The sequence below is a fragment of the Pseudomonas sp. WS 5146 genome, assembly GCF_012985495.1.
GTDB classification, from domain to species: Bacteria; Pseudomonadota; Gammaproteobacteria; order Pseudomonadales; family Pseudomonadaceae; genus Aquipseudomonas; species Aquipseudomonas edaphica.
This window is the reverse complement of record NZ_JAAQWL010000010.1, coordinates 197,822-213,083: the sequence shown is the minus strand read 5'-3', so window position 1 is coordinate 213,083 and position 15,262 is coordinate 197,822. Positions and strand designations below refer to the sequence as shown.

18 protein-coding genes are annotated in these 15,262 nt (G+C 60.4%); 9 read left to right on the top strand and 9 right to left on the bottom strand.

The features are described from left to right. Window positions 1–237 precede the first annotated feature (237 nt). On the top strand, window positions 238–894 hold the full coding sequence (locus tag HBO41_RS23550; protein WP_169987952.1) for a dual specificity protein phosphatase family protein: 657 nt from the start codon (window positions 238–240) through the stop codon (window positions 892–894). Between the two features lie 146 nt (window positions 895–1,040). Here the strand turns inward: HBO41_RS23550 and HBO41_RS23545 are convergent, their stop codons facing one another. Beyond that, complete coding sequence (locus HBO41_RS23545) at window positions 1,041–1,316, bottom strand: YheV family putative zinc ribbon protein (protein ID WP_017137912.1); 276 nt, start codon at window positions 1,314–1,316, stop codon at window positions 1,041–1,043. Continuing rightward, window positions 1,313–3,364 (bottom strand): oligopeptidase A, encoded by a 2,052-nt coding sequence (gene prlC, locus HBO41_RS23540; protein WP_169987950.1) that lies wholly within the window; start codon window positions 3,362–3,364, stop codon window positions 1,313–1,315. The genes HBO41_RS23545 and prlC overlap by 4 nt, the downstream gene beginning before the upstream one ends. Before the next feature lie 101 nt (window positions 3,365–3,465). Here prlC and HBO41_RS23535 point away from each other — a divergent pair, with 101 nt between their 5' ends. Both HBO41_RS23535 and HBO41_RS23530 read left to right on the top strand, forming a co-directional pair. After that, window positions 3,466–4,008, top strand: coding sequence for a gamma carbonic anhydrase family protein (locus tag HBO41_RS23535; protein WP_017137914.1), 543 nt, complete (start codon window positions 3,466–3,468; stop codon window positions 4,006–4,008). Further along, the gene (locus tag HBO41_RS23530) at window positions 4,005–4,664 is read left to right on the top strand and encodes an HAD family hydrolase (RefSeq protein ID WP_169987948.1); all 660 of its coding nucleotides are present in this window, start codon (window positions 4,005–4,007) and stop codon (window positions 4,662–4,664) included. The genes HBO41_RS23535 and HBO41_RS23530 overlap by 4 nt, the downstream gene beginning before the upstream one ends. A gap of 85 nt (window positions 4,665–4,749) precedes the next feature. Here the strand turns inward: HBO41_RS23530 and HBO41_RS23525 are convergent, their stop codons facing one another. Continuing rightward, window positions 4,750–5,793: an aminopeptidase gene (locus HBO41_RS23525; protein ID WP_169987946.1), complete on the bottom strand. Its 1,044-nt coding sequence runs from the start codon at window positions 5,791–5,793 to the stop codon at window positions 4,750–4,752. A gap of 143 nt (window positions 5,794–5,936) precedes the next feature. Between HBO41_RS23525 and HBO41_RS23520 the strand changes: the two genes are divergently transcribed. Further along, complete coding sequence (locus tag HBO41_RS23520) at window positions 5,937–6,359, top strand: hypothetical protein (protein WP_169987944.1); 423 nt, start codon at window positions 5,937–5,939, stop codon at window positions 6,357–6,359. Here HBO41_RS23520 and HBO41_RS23515 read toward each other — a convergent pair whose 3' ends face one another. Together HBO41_RS23515 and HBO41_RS23510 are read right to left on the bottom strand one after the other, a co-directional pair. Then, window positions 6,360–6,599, bottom strand: a complete 240-nt coding sequence (locus HBO41_RS23515; protein ID WP_017137918.1) for a DUF1161 domain-containing protein — start codon at window positions 6,597–6,599, stop codon at window positions 6,360–6,362. Between the two features lie 526 nt (window positions 6,600–7,125). Beyond that, on the bottom strand, window positions 7,126–7,554 hold the full coding sequence (locus HBO41_RS23510) for an OsmC family protein (protein WP_017137919.1): 429 nt from the start codon (window positions 7,552–7,554) through the stop codon (window positions 7,126–7,128). A gap of 216 nt (window positions 7,555–7,770) precedes the next feature. On the opposite strand from HBO41_RS23510, the gene HBO41_RS23505 reads away from it, so the two are divergent. Beyond that, on the top strand, window positions 7,771–8,772 hold the full coding sequence (locus tag HBO41_RS23505) for an LLM class flavin-dependent oxidoreductase (RefSeq protein ID WP_099550178.1): 1,002 nt from the start codon (window positions 7,771–7,773) through the stop codon (window positions 8,770–8,772). Window positions 8,773–8,921: 149 nt separating this feature from the next. Here HBO41_RS23505 and HBO41_RS23500 read toward each other — a convergent pair whose 3' ends face one another. Together HBO41_RS23500 and HBO41_RS23495 are read right to left on the bottom strand one after the other, a co-directional pair. After that, window positions 8,922–9,146, bottom strand: a complete 225-nt coding sequence (locus HBO41_RS23500; RefSeq protein ID WP_017137921.1) for a DUF1161 domain-containing protein — start codon at window positions 9,144–9,146, stop codon at window positions 8,922–8,924. A gap of 115 nt (window positions 9,147–9,261) precedes the next feature. Further along, window positions 9,262–9,477: a dodecin gene (locus HBO41_RS23495; protein ID WP_016969657.1), complete on the bottom strand. Its 216-nt coding sequence runs from the start codon at window positions 9,475–9,477 to the stop codon at window positions 9,262–9,264. 155 nt (window positions 9,478–9,632) lie between these two features. Between HBO41_RS23495 and HBO41_RS23490 the strand changes: the two genes are divergently transcribed. Further along, window positions 9,633–9,959, top strand: coding sequence for a YqjD family protein (locus tag HBO41_RS23490; protein ID WP_003187304.1), 327 nt, complete (start codon window positions 9,633–9,635; stop codon window positions 9,957–9,959). Here the strand turns inward: HBO41_RS23490 and HBO41_RS23485 are convergent. Continuing rightward, the gene (locus HBO41_RS23485) at window positions 9,956–10,852 is read right to left on the bottom strand and encodes a LysR family transcriptional regulator (protein WP_099550179.1); all 897 of its coding nucleotides are present in this window, start codon (window positions 10,850–10,852) and stop codon (window positions 9,956–9,958) included. The genes HBO41_RS23490 and HBO41_RS23485 overlap by 4 nt on opposite strands. 109 nt (window positions 10,853–10,961) lie before the next feature. On the opposite strand from HBO41_RS23485, the gene trpB reads away from it, so the two are divergent. The 3 genes from trpB to HBO41_RS23470 all read left to right on the top strand — a co-directional run bounded on the left by trpB (window position 10,962) and on the right by HBO41_RS23470 (window position 13,594). Beyond that, window positions 10,962–12,203 (top strand): tryptophan synthase subunit beta, encoded by a 1,242-nt coding sequence (trpB, locus tag HBO41_RS23480; RefSeq protein ID WP_058420548.1) that lies wholly within the window; start codon window positions 10,962–10,964, stop codon window positions 12,201–12,203. Further along, complete coding sequence (trpA, locus tag HBO41_RS23475; protein WP_017137924.1) at window positions 12,203–13,012, top strand: tryptophan synthase subunit alpha; 810 nt, start codon at window positions 12,203–12,205, stop codon at window positions 13,010–13,012. The genes trpB and trpA overlap by 1 nt, the downstream gene beginning before the upstream one ends. A 138-nt stretch (window positions 13,013–13,150) precedes the next feature. Further along, window positions 13,151–13,594 (top strand): anti-virulence regulator CigR family protein, encoded by a 444-nt coding sequence (locus tag HBO41_RS23470; protein ID WP_169987943.1) that lies wholly within the window; start codon window positions 13,151–13,153, stop codon window positions 13,592–13,594. Window positions 13,595–13,806: 212 nt separating this feature from the next. Here the strand turns inward: HBO41_RS23470 and HBO41_RS23465 are convergent, their stop codons facing one another. Continuing rightward, window positions 13,807–15,111 carry an MFS transporter gene (locus HBO41_RS23465; protein ID WP_169987941.1) on the bottom strand — a complete coding sequence of 435 codons (1,305 nt, stop codon included), beginning with the start codon at window positions 15,109–15,111 and terminating at the stop codon, window positions 13,807–13,809. Between the last annotated feature and the right edge of the window lie 151 nt (window positions 15,112–15,262).

The window sequence follows — 15,262 nt, the reverse complement described above, 5'->3', positions numbered from 1 at the left end:
GCTTCTGGGAGCGGCGTGATGGTTTGCCAGGGCATTGGATCCAAAGAGATAGCACACACTGGCAATCAATAGTTACAAATGATAGCAGCCTAAGCATTAAGAGAAATCGATTCAGCGCGAAAAACAACGGATCAGATGGGCGGATTCACGATTCTTTGACGGCCACCTCACACGGCATTGACCCCTCGCAGGCGAATCTGTAACCCATCAGCCCTATCCCATTCGGTCTCAACACGCATGTTCACGATTCGATTGTTGCCCGCCCTTGGCCTGGCGTTCATGGCACTGTTCACCACACTGCAGGCCCAGGCCGACGAGGCTACGTCTATCCGCTCGCCTGAGTGGGCACAGCCTGTGGGCGACCAATTCAACCTGCACCAGATGACGCCCACGCTGTATCGCAGTGCATTGCCGGACAGCACTGCGCTGCCTGTGCTGCAAAATCTGAAGATCGGCACGGTGATCAACTTCCTGCCGGAAACTGATGCGCCCTGGCTGAAGACATCTGATATCAAACAGGTGCAGCTGACCTATCGCACCAACCATGTCGACGATGCCGACGTGCTGGCGGCACTCCGGGCCATCCAGGAAGCCGAAACCCATGGCTCGGTGCTGATGCACTGCAAGCACGGCTCCGATCGCACTGGCCTGATGGCGGCGATGTATCGGGTGGTGATTCAGGGTTGGAGCAAAGAGGATGCGCTGAACGAGATGACGCTGGGCGGCTTTGGTTCAAGTAACGGCTTTAAAGACGGCGTTCGCTACATGATGAAGGCAGATATCGACAAGTTGCGTACCGCGTTGGCCAATGGCGACTGCAGCACCAGTGCCTTTGCACTGTGCTCGGTAAAAAGCTGGATCACCACGACAGACAAGGCCAAAGGGCAACTGTAGCGCGCCTTTCTGTGGGAGCTGGCTGTGGGAGCTGGCTTGCCTGCGATAGCTTCAACGCGGTGCGAATGACACACCACGGTGCCTGCATCGCGGGCAAGCCCGACTCCCACAAAAAGCCCGCCCCAAGCAGAAGCAGGCGTCGGGTATCAGTCCTTTTTCAGCTTGGGATTAGGGAAAAACTGCACCGCCTGCACCTTCGGGTCCGCGGGCGCCTTCAACGCCGACGTATTGACCCGCGTGCCCAATTCCTTGGGCACCGAATTGCCTTGTTCATTCAGCGTGTCCGAATAGCCGCAGGCCACACATTCGCGGTGCGGCACATCGTCTTCGGTCCACATTTTCAACTTGTCCAACTCTTCGCACGCCGGGCAGACCGCCCCGGCGATAAATTGCTTTTTGGTCACCACAGGCCCATCACTCATGCTGCTGCGTCCTCACTCAGGCCGCTGTGGCGCAAGAGTGCGTCAATCGACGGCGCACGTCCGCGGAAGTCGACGAACAGCACCATCGGTGCCTGGGAACCACCGCGCGCCAGGATCGCCTCACGGAATGCCCGACCGGTTTCGGCATTGAGCACGCCGTCTTCTTCAAACTTGGAGAAGGCGTCGGCAGACAGCACTTCGGCCCACTTGTAGCTGTAGTAACCCGCCGCGTAACCGCCAGCGAAGATGTGCGCAAAGCTGTTGGGGAAGCGGTTGTAGGCAGGCGGACGCATCACCGAGACCTCATCGCGCACACCGTCAAGCACCTGCGCTACCGTGCGGCCATCGCCGTGGGTGGCGTGCAGTTCGAAGTCGAACAGCGAGAATTCCAGCTGGCGCACCATCATCAGGCCGGACTGGAAGTTCTTCGCCGCGAGCATTTTTTCCAGCAGGTCCTGGGGCAGCGGCTCGCCGCTTTCATAGTGGCCGGAGATCAGCGCCAGGCCTTCCGGCTCCCAGCACCAGTTCTCCATGAATTGGCTCGGCAATTCCACCGCATCCCAGGCCACGCCGTTGATGCCGGACACGCCCGCGTGTTCAACGCGGGTCAGCAGGTGGTGCAGGCCGTGGCCGAATTCGTGGAACAGCGTGGTCACTTCATCGTGGGTCAGCAGGGCAGGCTTGCCGCTGTCGGCCGGGGTGAAGTTGCACACCAGGTTCGCCACCGGGCTTTGCAGCACACCGTCGACAGTACGGCGGCGATCGCGCGCACCGTCCATCCAGGCACCGCCACGCTTGTTGGCGCGGGCGTACAGGTCGAAGAAGAAGCGGCCGACGTGCTGGCCGTTTTCCTTGATTTCAAACAGGCGAACATCCGGGTGCCAGGTGTCGAAGCCTTTTTGCTCGGCGATCTCGATGCCGTACAGGCGCTGCACGATGGCGAACAGGCCGCTCAGCACTTTGTCGATCGGGAAGTAGGCGCGCAGGGCTTCCTGGGACACGCTGTAACGCTGCTCACGGAGTTTTTCGCCGTAGAAACCGCTGTCCCAGCTTTGCAGGTCGGCGCAACCTTGTTCGGCGGCGTACGCCTTGAGCTGTTGCAGATCCTGGGCGGCAAAGGGTTTGCTGCGCTTGGCCAAGTCGCGCAGGAAGCTCAGCACCTGGTCGCTGGACTCGGCCATTTTGGTCGCCAGGCTCAGCTCGGAGAACGACGCGTAGCCCAACAGTTTGGCCAGTTCCTGACGCAGGTCGAGGATCTGCTCCATCACCGGACCATTATCGTTCTTACCGGCATTCGGGCCTTGGTCTGACGCACGGGTGCAGTAGGCCGCATAGACTTCTTCACGCAGGGCGCGGTCCTGGGCGTAGGTCATCACCGCGTAGTAGCTTGGGAATTCGAGGGTGATCAGCCAGCCATCGAGGCCTTTGGCCTGGGCGGCGGCGGCCATTTGCGCCTTGGCCGAGTCGGTCAGGCCGGCGAGGGTGGCTTCGTCGGTGACATGCTTGGTCCACGCCTGGGTGGCGTCCAGCAATTGGTTCGAAAACTTGCTGCCCAGCTCAGACAGTTTGCTCTGCACTTCGGCGTAACGTTTTTGCTGCTCTGGCGGTAAATCGATACCCGACAGGCGGAAGTCGCGCAGTGAATGTTCCAGAATGGTTTTTTGCGCCACATCGAAACCGGCGGCTTCCGGGCTGTTGGCCAGGGCTTCGAAGGCCTGGAACAGTTCGCGGTTCTGGCCCATCTCGGTGGAATAGGCGCTCAATGCCGGCAGGCACGCCTCGTAGGCTTCGCGCAGTTCGGCGCTGTTACACACGGCGTTGAGGTGGCTGACGGGGCTCCAGGCGGCGCCCAGGCGGTCATTCAGTTCGTCCATGGCCAGAACCAGACCGGCCCACGTAGGGTTTTTACCCTGGCTTTGCAGGATGCCTTCGATGGCAACGCGGTTATCGGCGAGGATCTGTTCAATGGCCGGCTGCACGTGCTCGGCACGGATCGCCGAGAACGGCGGCAGGTCGTAGGACTGCAAAAGTGGGTTGTTCGCGCTCACGGTGGGCACCTTGGCTGAAGAAACTGATAAGACAAAGATGGGGCCATCTTAATTACAATCAACACCCACCGCAGCTATCAACCTATAAGAGAGAGGCTATCGTGACCCTTCGCACCTATCAGAACCACACGCCAACCCTGGGCGCCGGGACTTTTGTCGATATTTCGGCGGTGGTGATCGGCGATGTCGAAATCGGCACCGACAGCTCGGTTTGGCCATTGACGGTGATTCGCGGCGACATGCACCGCATCCGCATCGGTGCGCGCACCAGTGTGCAGGACGGCTGTGTGCTGCATATCACCCATGCCGGGCCGTTCAACCCGGACGGTTTCCCGCTGCTGATCGGCGATGATGTGACCATCGCCCACAAAGTCATGCTGCACGGCTGCACGGTCGGCAATCGCATTCTGATCGGCATGGGCAGCATCGTGATGGACGGCGCGGTGGTCGAAGACGATGTGATCATCGGCGCCGGCAGCCTGGTGCCGCCCGGCAAGAAACTTGAGAGTGGTTTTTTGTACGTGGGCAGCCCGGTTAAACAGATCCGCCCACTGACTGACAAAGAGCGTGCCTTCTTCACCTACAGCGCCGCGAACTACGTGAAGCTCAAAGACCTGCACCTGGCTGAAGGATTCGATCAATGACCCAGCAATACCAAACCGTGCTGTTCGACCTGGACGGCACCCTGACCGATCCGCGTGAAGGCATCACCCGCTCGATCCAGTACGCCCTCGGCCAGCTCGGTATCGACGAGCCGGACCTGACCAAGCTGGAACACTTTATCGGCCCGCCGTTGCTGCAAGCCTTTATGCAGTTCTATGACTTCGATGAGGCCAAAGCCTGGGAAGCGGTGAATTTTTATCGCGAACGCTTCAAGCTCACCGGCCTGTATGAAAACCGCGTATTCGATGGCGTGATGCCGTTGCTTGAGGAGCTGAACGGCCAGGGCCGCCAGCTGTATGTCGCCACATCCAAACCGTGGGTGTTTGCCCGTGAGATTGCCCGGCATTTTGATTTTGCCAAGCACTTCAAAGTGATCTACGGCAGCGAACTGGATGGCACGCGCACCAACAAGGTTGAGCTGATTGCGCACCTGATGAACGAAGAGGGTTTGGACCCGGCGACTACCCTGATGATTGGTGATCGCAAGCATGACTTGATCGGGGCGCGCAGCAATGGGTTGGATTCGGCGGCGGTGGGTTATGGGTTTGGCAGTTTTGAAGAACTGAATGCCGAGGCGCCGACCTTGCATTTTGAGACGCTGGAGCAGATGCATCAGGCGTTTTTGCAGCGCGGCTGAGACCGCTATCGCAGGCAAGCCAGCTCCCACAGTTTGAATTGTGAACGCAGTCAAATGTGGGAGCTGGCTTGCCTGCGATGAGGCCCTACCGGCCACCACCTTCCAACTGCCGCAACGCCGCCTTACGCTGCTCCACCGGCAACCCACCCAGCTTCTCCACCGCCGCAAAGAACTTCACCCAATCCCCGCCTTGCTGCGCAAACAACGCCGCAAACGCCGGCACCCACTGGTCATACAGCCCGAACGGCAATAACCGCGCATTGTTCATCGGCTGGTTGATCCACGCGTCATAACGCTTGTCACCGCCCCATTGGCTGTCGCGCATGTGCCGGTACTCACTGCGCAGGCGCTCGAACTCTGCCGCCTTGGCCTGGCGCATCACATCCGCCGCCAAGGGCTGTGCGTACAACGCCTCCAGGCGTTTGCGGGTATCGAGCACCAGCCGGATAAATTGGTCGCGCTGCTGCAACGCCGCATTGCTCAGCGGCGCCAAGCCCCGCGCCGCACGCCATTGACGGGTGCCTTCCTGCTCGACGAAGTTGGCATAGGACTCGTTGAACTCGGTGTCGTCCTTCACATAAAAGCGTTGGTGCGCCAGCTCGTGGAAGATCAGCGTGGCCAGGCGCTCATCCCCCCAATGCATCATCGAACTCATGATCGGGTCGTTGAACCAGCCCAGGGTGGAATAGGCTTCGACGCCGCCCATCGACACATCCATGCCTTGTTGCTGCAATAGCGCCGCTTCGCCGCGTGCTGCGCCCTGGCTGTAATAGCCGCGATAGGCCACGCACCCAGCGATAGGGAAGCAGTGGGTTTCAGGTGACAGGGAAAACTCCTGCGTGGCGAACACATTCCAGACCACATAAGGCCGGCCAATGTCGGCGTACAGGCGGTAACTCTGGTTGTCAGGCAGGTGCAGGTGTTCACTGGCAAAGGTGCGGGCCTGCTGCGATTGCATCAGGTGGTCGCGCAACGCCTGTGGGCGAGCAGGGTCGGCGATGACCTCGGCAACCGGCTCCCGAGCCCGCAGCAACTGCCATTGGCCGCTGGCCAACTGGCTGTAATAACTCACGCTGGAACAGCCGCTGAGCAGCAGCACCATCAACCCTGGAAGAAAACGCCTGACCATGCACCGACCGCTCCTGGGTTATTGGCCCGCCAGACTATCCTGCCTGCACGGAATTTTTCCATGCCGTGGCGTGTTTATACTGATACAGCGTCTGTTGCCACAGGCTGCCAGGTTGAATTCTTACCCACCGTTGAGTGCCCGCCATGCGCCAGCTCTTGCTCCCCGTCACCGCCTTGTTTCTCAGCGCCTGCGCTTCGACCCCAATCCCGCCGGTCGACCCGCACCAGGCCTGGATCGATTTCGCCACGCCGACACCCGGCGCCAAACTGGTGATGGCCCAGCGCCTGGACGGCAAGAACCTCAACGACGGGCGTTTCTTCCAGGTGCCACCGGGCAACCATGAGCTGATGGTGCGCTTTGATTTCGAAGTGAACACCGGGACGGGCTTTGGCGGCCTGGACCAGACCCATGACCGAACCTGCTTCATGACCCTGCAATACGACAACTTCCAGGCAGGCCAACGCTATGTGCTGGAAGGGCGCTCGCTGGCCTTTACGCCCAACATCCGGCTGTACAACGCGGCGCGTCAGCTGTTGGCGGAGGAGCGCAGCGTTAATTGCATCTGATCAGTCGCTATTCTTCTGATAGATGATCCGCTTGGTGCCGTTTTCGCAGGAGCCGACGATCATGGCGCTGTCATGATTCTTGGCTTCTTCGGCGGTGATGATTTCCAGGGTGTAAGACGGAATCGCCTTGGCCTGGATCTTTACCTCGATCTCTTGCTTGAGCTCTTCACAATCTTTTGGCGCGGCCACGGCCGAAGTGGCCAATACACCGCAAATGATCGCCAAGGCAAAACGTTTCATGTGTGAAGCTCCCTGAATGCACTGCGCACGGGTGTGCGCCTAGGCTATTCGACCACATTTTGGAAACGCGAGTTCTGATTTAACGCACAACAAACTATGGGAACGGGCCTTTGTGGGAGCTGGCTTGCCTGCGATGGCAACGCCTCGATACAGCTGGATAACCGAGGTGAACCTATCGCGGGCAAGCCCGGCTCCCACACAAGCCCGCTCCCACAGGGGATCAGATCGTTCCCACGCTCTGCGTGGGAATGCCGCCTGGGACGCTCCGCGTCCCGCCCACAGCATTCAAGTTCTGCGCAGGTGTGACGCAGAGCGTCACGGGCTGCATTCCCACGCGGGAGCGGGGGAACGATCTAAACGCGAGTTCTGATTTAACGCACAACAAACTATGGGAGCGGGCCTGTGTGGGAGCTGGCTTGCCTGCGATGGCAACGCCTCGATACAACTGGATAACCGAGGTGAACCTATCGCGGGTAAGCCCGGCTTCCACACAAGCCCGCTCCCACAGGGGATCTTGCTGTGTCAGTTAGACCAGCGTGGCATCCAGGCTGATTTTTGCGTTCAGCACTTTCGACACTGGGCAGCCTTCCTTCGCCTTTTTGCTCAGTTCCTCGAACTGCGCCTGGCTTGCGCCGGGGATCTTGGCTTTCAAGACCAAATGCACGGCGGTAATCGCAAAACCGCCATCCACCTGGTCCAGGGTCACTTCAGCCTGAGTGTCGATGCTGTCAGCCTTAAGGCCGGCATCGCCCAGAATCATGGAAAATGCCATGGAGAAACAGCCAGCGTGGGCCGCGCCGATCAACTCTTCAGGGTTGGTGCCCTTGCCGCCTTCGAAACGGGCCTTGAAGCCATAGGGTGCTTCGCGCAGCACGCCAGTTTCCGTGGAGATGGAACCCAGGCCCGTCTTCAGATCACCTTCCCAATGCGCGGATGCTTTTTTAACAATACTCATAGCTCTCTCCTCGAACGGTGGTTTTGCGTCAGTAAGGGTTCTGAGGATAGACGGCCCGGCAAAGTTCATCTTGTCGGAGAAACCTAGCGATTTAGTAGGAAATTTCGCAGTTGCTATTGAATCTCGGGTATATGCCCTCATTGCATAGAGCATGCACATGAAGCGGCAGGTTTTGGTTCGTCTATAAGCCTGCGCACCTAATGGAGAAGCAGGCTTATGAAATCGCTGTCCGACGTGAAGTTCTCGACCCTCGACCTCGTGCCCGTGCGCGCCAACGGCAGCATCGCGCAGTCATTGCGCAACTCGCTGGACCTGGCCCAGCACGTGGAAAAGTTCGGCTACAACCGTTTCTGGGTGGCTGAACACCACAATATGGACGGCATCGCCAGCTCGGCCACTTCGGTGTTGCTGGGTTATTTGGCCGGTGGCACCTCGACGATTCGCGTCGGTTCCGGCGGCGTGATGCTGCCCAACCACGCGCCGTTGGTGATTGCCGAACAGTTCGGCACCCTGGAAAGCCTGTACCCCGGCCGCATCGACCTGGGCCTGGGCCGCGCGCCTGGTTCCGACCAGATGACCGCCCGCGCCCTGCGCCGTGAACGCTCCGGCAGTGCTGACGAGTTTCCGGAAGATGTGGCCGAACTGATGGCTTTCCTTGGGCCACGCACGCCCGACCAACGGATCATCGCCGTACCCGGTACCGGCACCAACGTGCCCGTTTGGCTGCTTGGTTCGAGCCTGTTCAGCGCGCAATTGGCCGGTGAGCGCGGCTTGCCCTACGCCTTCGCCTCACATTTCGCACCCCGTTTGATGCACGAGGCGATTCGCGTATACCGCAATCACTTCAAGCCTTCAGCCGTGCTGGACAAGCCCTACGTGATGCTCGGCATTCCCCTGGTGGCCGCCGACACCGACGAGCAGGCCGACTACCTGGCCACTTCGGTGTACCAACGTATTCTGGCGCTGATGCGCGGGCAAAGCCTGGTGCAGCGCCCGCCGGTTAAAACCATGGACGGCCTGTGGCTGCCCCATGAAAAAGACGCGGTGGGCAGCTTCCTTGGCCTGGCCATGGTCGGTAGCCCAGCGAAGATCCGTGCGAAGTTGGAAGTGTTGATCGAGCAAACCGGCGCCGATGAGCTGATCTTTACCAGCGACCTGTATGAGCATGCCGACCGGATTCATTCCTACGAGCTGCTGGCGCAGGTGATGAAGGGCTGATTACCCGCAGGCGAAAAAAAAGACGCACCTGTGGCTAGGGAGCTTGCTCCCGCTGGGCTGCGTAGCGGCCCCAAAAGAAAGGGAGCGCTGCGCACTCAGCGGGAGCAAGCTCCCTCGCCACAAGTGCGTCGTTTCATGTCTGCACGGGATTAACCGCGCTTGTAGACGATTTCCTTGGTGCCGCCTTCGCAGCTGCCAATCACTTTGCCATCGGCCGCCGCGCCTTTGTCGACAACATCCAGCGAATAATGCTGAACACCTTTAGCGTCGAGCTTCGCCGCGAGCTCACCTTTCAGCTCTTCACAAGGCTTGCCCGCCGCCAGGGCAGTGCCCGCAATGCTCAACAAACCTACCGCTAACAGGAACTTCTTCATCCGTTACTTTCCTTGCGCTGATCGAAAAGTGCGTGCCGACGCTTATGGCGTCGGCACCCAATGGTTGTAGCGCAGGTTATGGCAATCGGCCAGTCAGCAAGTTCAACTCACGGGATCAACTACTGGCAATTCGGAATCCCACCTTGAGCGTGACCTGGAAGTGCGCGGCCTTGCCGTCCTTGATATGGCCGCGTGTTTCGGTCACTTCGAACCACTCCAGGTGCTTGATGCTCTTGTGCGCTTCAGCGATGGCGTTGTTGATGGCGTCTTCGATGCTGGTGGTCGAGGAGCCGACCAGTTCGACTTTCTTGTAGGTGTGATGATCAGACATAACGTTTCTCCTGAGGTCTCTAGTGAGCGTAGCAGTGAATCTTCGTACTGCTTCTGGCGACCAATCCCACTCGAAAGTTCAGATTTACTGCACTTTCTGAAAACCGTGGAGTCGGTATCTACACATGCCACTCAATCACTTCAGGAGAGTTCCACATGGCCAACACTTCTTTACGCAAAGCGTCGCTGGAAAGCATGGAAGCCGAGATTTCGAGCCTGCTCAAGTCCCTTGAGAGCCTCAAGGACGATGCATCCGATGAGTCGCGCAAAACGCTGAAGGCCCTGAAAAGCAATGCCGAGAATGCCCTCAAGCATTCCCGCCACCTGATCAGCGATGCCTACGAAGAAAGCAAAGTCAAAATCCGCGAAACCAGCGCGGCAACCCGCGACTACGCACAAGAGCACCCATGGACTACCGCCGGCGTCGCCGTTGGCGCGCTGGGCCTGTTGGCGGCTTACCTGCTGTGCAAACGCGGTGACTAAACTGGCTGGCGCAACAGCTCAGCCTTGAGCCACTGCGCCAACTGACCCGCGCGCCCGTCTGCGGCGCGCTTGGGTAGCCACAACGCCAGGTGCGCCGGGGTTTCACTGAAACCCCACGGCGCCACCAGGCGACCCGCTCGCAGGTCCTCTGCCACCAGCGGTTCGGGCGCAATTGCCACACCCAAACCCGCCACCGCCGCCTCCAGCAAATAATACAAATGCTCAAAACCCTGGCCGTGCTTCAACGCGCCGGGCTCGATGTCATGTTGCTGCGCCCAGATGGGCCAGGCCTGCGGGCGCGAGGTGGTGTGTAACAAGGCTTCACCGCACAGGGCGTGGGGCGGCGCCTGGCGCAGGCGTTCGTAACCGGCGAAGCGCGGGCTCATTACCGGGCCAATGCGCTCGCTGGCCAACTCATACACCTGCATGTCCGCTGGCCATGGCGGCTCAGCAAAAACCAGCAGGGCATCCAGGCCGGGGCGCCGTGGGTCGAGGTCGCCGTCACCCGCCGACAGGTGCAGACGCAAGTCGGGCAAGTCTGCGTTCAAGCGGCCCAGGCGCGGAATCAGCCAGCGCGCCAGCAAGCTGCCCGAGCAGCCGAGCACAAAAGGCGCATCGGCGCTGGCCTGGGTCAGTTCGGCGCAAACATCCCTTAAACGCTCGAACGCTTCGGCACTGGCATCCCTGAGCCGAACGCCTGCATCTGTGAGTTTAAGGCCGCGCCCGTCTTTGGCGAACAGGCTGACACCCAAGTGCTCTTCCAACACCTTCAACTGGCGGCTGACCGCGCCATGGGTCACATGCAGTTGCTCGGCTGCCTGACTGACGCTGTTCAAGCGGGCGGTGGCCTCAAACGCACGCAGGGCATTGAGGGGCGGTAGGTCTCGGCTCATCTGTGAGTTTTCCTGACAGGTTGTGGCGATCTTATCGGTTTTCAGCCTGGCGCGTCAGGGGTAGAGTGGCCGTCATTGCCTCTCCTCACCTTCTTTCCTGGAGCGCCCCATGACTCAGTCCCAGACCGACCTTCGCAACGGCCCCGACGCCAACGGCCTGTTTGGCGCGTTCGGCGGCCGCTACGTCGCTGAAACCCTGATGCCGTTGATCCTCGACCTGGCCCGCGAATACGAAGCGGCCAAGATCGATCCGGCCTTTAACGAAGAATTGGCCTACTTCCAACGCGACTACGTCGGGCGCCCAAGCCCGCTGTACTTCGCCGAGCGCCTGACCGAGTTCTGTGGCGGCGCCAAGATCTACCTCAAGCGTGAAGAGCTCAACCACACCGGCGCGCACAAGATTAACAACTGCATCGGCCAGATCCTGCTGGCGCGGCGCATGGGCAAAAAACGCATCATCGCCGAGACCGGCGCCGGCATGCACGGCGTGGCCACCGCCACCGTGGCGGCGCGCTTTGGCCTCGATTGCGTGATCTACATGGGCACCACCGACATCGAGCGCCAGCAGGCCAACGTGTTCCGTATGAAGCTGCTGGGCGCAGAAGTGATCCCGGTGGTCGCCGGCACCGGCACCCTTAAAGACGCGATGAACGAAGCCCTGCGTGACTGGGTCACCAACGTCGACAGCACTTTCTACCTGATCGGCACCGTGGCCGGCCCCCACCCGTACCCGGCGATGGTGCGCGATTTCCAGGCCGTGATCGGCAAGGAAACCCGCGACCAGCTGCAAGCCCAGGAAGGCCGCCTGCCGGACAGCCTGGTGGCATGCATCGGCGGTGGTTCCAACGCCATGGGCCTGTTCCACCCGTTCCTGGATGACACCAGCGTCGAAATCATCGGCGTTGAAGCCGCCGGCCACGGCATCGAAACCGGCAAGCACGCCGCCAGCCTCAACGGCGGTGTACCGGGCGTGCTGCACGGCAACCGCACCTTCCTGTTGCAGGACGACGACGGCCAGATCATCGACGCCCACTCGATTTCCGCCGGCCTCGACTACCCAGGTATCGGCCCTGAACACGCCTGGTTGCATGATATCGGCCGTGTTCAGTACACCTCGGTGACCGACGACGAAGCCCTCGAAGCCTTCCACAAATGCTGCCGCCTGGAAGGGATTATTCCTGCACTGGAAAGCGCCCATGCCCTGGCTGAAGTGTTCAAGCGCGCACCGACCTTGCCGAAAGATCACCTGATGGTGGTCAACCTGTCCGGCCGTGGCGACAAAGACATGCAGACCGTGATGCACCATATGGAACACTCTCAACAAGAGCAGTCAAAGCAGGAGAAACACTGATGAGCCGCCTGCAAACCCGTTTTGCACAACTGAAAGAACAAAACCGCGCCGCCCTGGTGACTTTCGTCACCGCCGGCGACCCGGGTTATGACACCTCGCTGGCGATCCTCAAGGGCTTGCCCGCCGCCGGTGCCGACGTGATCGAGCTGGGCATGCCCTTCACCGACCCGATGGCCGACGGCCCGGCGATTCAACTCGCCAACATCCGTGCGTTGGAAGCCAAACAGAACCTGCTGAAAACCCTGCAGATGGTTCGCGAGTTCCGCAAAGACAACCAGGACACGCCACTGGTGCTGATGGGTTACTTCAACCCGATCCACAAATACGGCGTGCCCACGTTTATCGCTGACGCCAAAGAAGCCGGTGTCGACGGCCTGATCGTGGTCGACATGCCGCCCGAGCATAACGGCGAGCTGTGCGACCCGGCCCAGGCGGCAGGCATCGACTTTATCCGCCTGACCACGCCGACCACTGATGACGTGCGCCTGCCGACCGTGCTTAACGGCAGCTCAGGCTTTGTGTATTACGTGTCGGTGGCCGGTGTGACCGGTGCCGGCGCCGCCACCCTGGAACACGTCGAGGAAGCGGTAACGCGCCTGCGTCGGCATACCGACCTGCCGATCAGCATCGGCTTTGGTATTCGCACACCGGAACAAGCCGCCGCTATCGCCCGTCTGGCAGACGGTGTGGTGGTCGGTTCGGCGCTGATCGATCACATCGCCAATGCGAAAAATGATCAGCAAGCAATTGATGGCGTATTGAGCCTCTGCGCGGCGCTGTCGGAAGGTGTCCGTAACGCCCGTACGTAAGCGGCGTGTAGCAATGGGTAAAGTTCCTGATACAGAGGAATCATCCGGGCAATCCAGTACCTAAACTGACAAGACCAAGGGATTTCGAGCCTCGTTCGAAATCCCTTTTTTGTTCGTGCAGTACTGAGGAAAGCCCCCATGAAAATGCCTAAACGCTTGATCGCAGGTCTTGGCGTGTTGATGCTCGGCGCAAGTGCCCTGGCGCAGGCCGCGCCGCCCGACCAACGCGGCGATGGCCCAGGCCGTGGCGGCCCGCAAGGCCAGTACGAGCAACGCGGCGACGACCATAGCGGCCCGCAGGATAACCGTCGTGGCCCGCCACAGGACTTCGGCCCCGTGCGCCAGGTGATCCGTGACAACCACAACGACTTCCGCCGTGGCGCACCACCACCTCCTGGCGTGCGCCTGGTGCGGGGCCAACCGCTGCCACGCAACTACTACGGCGAACGCCTCGACAACCGCGCCTTGGCCCATCTGCCGCAATACCCAGGGTATGAATGGCGCCGGTCCGGCGGCGATATCGTGTTGATCGCCATCGGCACCAGCATCGTCTATCAAATCCTGGATGGCGCCCTCTACTAGCCCAGCAAAGCTTTTGTGGCGGGCGAGCTGTTGTGGCGAGCGGGCTTGCCCCGCGTTGGGGTGCGAAGCGCCCCCAAAACCAGACAACACGGTTTCATCAGGAAAAAACGCAGTGGCCTTATTGGGGCTGCTGCGCAGCCCAACGCGGGGCAAGCCCGCTCGCCACAACAAGCCCGCTCGCCACAGGGTTTCGGTCCACTCAAACAATGGATTTACAGCTCGATGCGCTCGACCTTGCCCACCAGCAACACATAGGAAAGCGCCCCCAGCAACGCCAGCACCGCGATATAGGTGATCGCTGGTGCAAACGAATCCCCACTGGCCAGAAAGCCAATCACTATCGGCGTGGTAATCGCCGACAAGTTACCGATGAAGTTAAACACCCCACCCGTCAGCCCCAACAACCGCGCCGGCGCCAGGGTCGACACCAATGACCAGGTGATCGATGCCAGGCCATTGCCAAAGAACGCCAGCGCCAGAAACGCAATCACCCAGGCCGTCGAGTCCACATAGTTGGCGCCGATGATCGCCGTGGAAATCAGCAACCCACCAATGATCGGCAGCTTGCGCGCAAAACCTACCGACGTGCCCCGGCGAATCAGCCAATCAGAAAAAACCCCAGAACACAGCACGCCGATAAACGCAGCGAGGAATGGCAGCGAGGCCAGCAGGCCGGACTTGATGAAGTCCATGCCGCGATATTTCACCAGGTAGGTCGGGAACCACGTCAGAAAAAACCACAGCGTCGAGTTCAGACAGAACTGCCCCAGGTAGATGCCCCACAGCTTGCGCTTGCTCAGCACTATCCCGAGGTCGACCCAACTGAACGGCGCCTTGACCGCTTTCGCCTGCATATCCACCAGGCCGCCGCCCTCGCGGATCAGCTCGATTTCTGCCGCGTTGGCGCCTTTGAAATCCTTCGGCTCGCGGTACACCGCGTACCAGATCAACGCCCACAGGATGCCGACGCCACCGGTGGCGACAAACACCATGTGCCAGCCGAATGAGTGTTGCAGCCAGGCCAGTACCGGCGTCAGGAACGCCAGCCCGACAAACTGCCCGGAGGTGTAAACGCCAATCGCGGTGGCACGCTCGCGCTCGGGGAACCAAGTGGTGACCACGCGGCTGTTAATCGGATAGGCCGGTGCTTCCAGTGCGCCGACGGCCATGCGCAGCACGAACAGCGCGATAAAGCTGGCCGCAAACCCCAGCATTACCGTGGCGATAGACCACAACAGCAGGGCAGCCGTGTAGAGAATGCGCGGCGGCACACGGTCCACCAGCCAGCCGCCGGGAATCTGCATGGCGGCGTAGGTCCAGCCGAACGCCGAAAAGATCAGCCCGACATGCACCGGGTCGATCCCCAGTTCGCTGGTGAGCGCCGGGGCGGCAATCGACAGGTTGCTGCGGTCGAGGTAGTTGATCACCACGGTGATAAACAGCAGCACCATGATGAAGAAACGCTTTCTGCTAGGCGTGACGAGAGAAGCCTGCCCGGTGAAGGATTCAGGGTGCATGGGGTTGCCTCTTCTTATGTTTATTGAGGACGGGGCGCGGTCAATGTGGGAGCTGGCTTGCCTGCGATGGCGGTGCATCAGCTAACTGATCTGGCACAGGCGGACCGCTATCGCAGGCAAGCCAGCTCCCACAGTTGATCCGGTTCCTTCA

What these genes read in the sequence shown, in the direction of transcription:
- HBO41_RS23550 (WP_169987952.1), top strand. Translation starts at nt 238, where the DNA reads ATGTTCACGATTCGATTGTTGCCCGCCCTTGGCCTGGCGTTCATGGCA.
- HBO41_RS23500 (WP_017137921.1), bottom strand. Translation starts at nt 9,146, where the DNA reads ATGAAGAAGTTCCTGTTAGCGGTAGGTTTGTTGAGCATTGCGGGCACT.
- HBO41_RS23485 (WP_099550179.1), bottom strand. Translation starts at nt 10,852, where the DNA reads ATGAGCCGAGACCTACCGCCCCTCAATGCCCTGCGTGCGTTTGAGGCC.
- trpA (WP_017137924.1), top strand. Translation starts at nt 12,203, where the DNA reads ATGAGCCGCCTGCAAACCCGTTTTGCACAACTGAAAGAACAAAACCGC.
- trpB (WP_058420548.1), top strand. Translation starts at nt 10,962, where the DNA reads ATGACTCAGTCCCAGACCGACCTTCGCAACGGCCCCGACGCCAACGGC.
- HBO41_RS23530 (WP_169987948.1), top strand. Translation starts at nt 4,005, where the DNA reads ATGACCCAGCAATACCAAACCGTGCTGTTCGACCTGGACGGCACCCTG.
- HBO41_RS23490 (WP_003187304.1), top strand. Translation starts at nt 9,633, where the DNA reads ATGGCCAACACTTCTTTACGCAAAGCGTCGCTGGAAAGCATGGAAGCC.
- HBO41_RS23545 (WP_017137912.1), bottom strand. Translation starts at nt 1,316, where the DNA reads ATGAGTGATGGGCCTGTGGTGACCAAAAAGCAATTTATCGCCGGGGCG.
- HBO41_RS23470 (WP_169987943.1), top strand. Translation starts at nt 13,151, where the DNA reads ATGAAAATGCCTAAACGCTTGATCGCAGGTCTTGGCGTGTTGATGCTC.
- HBO41_RS23525 (WP_169987946.1), bottom strand. Translation starts at nt 5,793, where the DNA reads ATGGTCAGGCGTTTTCTTCCAGGGTTGATGGTGCTGCTGCTCAGCGGC.
- HBO41_RS23520 (WP_169987944.1), top strand. Translation starts at nt 5,937, where the DNA reads ATGCGCCAGCTCTTGCTCCCCGTCACCGCCTTGTTTCTCAGCGCCTGC.
- HBO41_RS23495 (WP_016969657.1), bottom strand. Translation starts at nt 9,477, where the DNA reads ATGTCTGATCATCACACCTACAAGAAAGTCGAACTGGTCGGCTCCTCG.
- HBO41_RS23505 (WP_099550178.1), top strand. Translation starts at nt 7,771, where the DNA reads ATGAAATCGCTGTCCGACGTGAAGTTCTCGACCCTCGACCTCGTGCCC.
- HBO41_RS23515 (WP_017137918.1), bottom strand. Translation starts at nt 6,599, where the DNA reads ATGAAACGTTTTGCCTTGGCGATCATTTGCGGTGTATTGGCCACTTCG.
- HBO41_RS23510 (WP_017137919.1), bottom strand. Translation starts at nt 7,554, where the DNA reads ATGAGTATTGTTAAAAAAGCATCCGCGCATTGGGAAGGTGATCTGAAG.
- HBO41_RS23465 (WP_169987941.1), bottom strand. Translation starts at nt 15,111, where the DNA reads ATGCACCCTGAATCCTTCACCGGGCAGGCTTCTCTCGTCACGCCTAGC.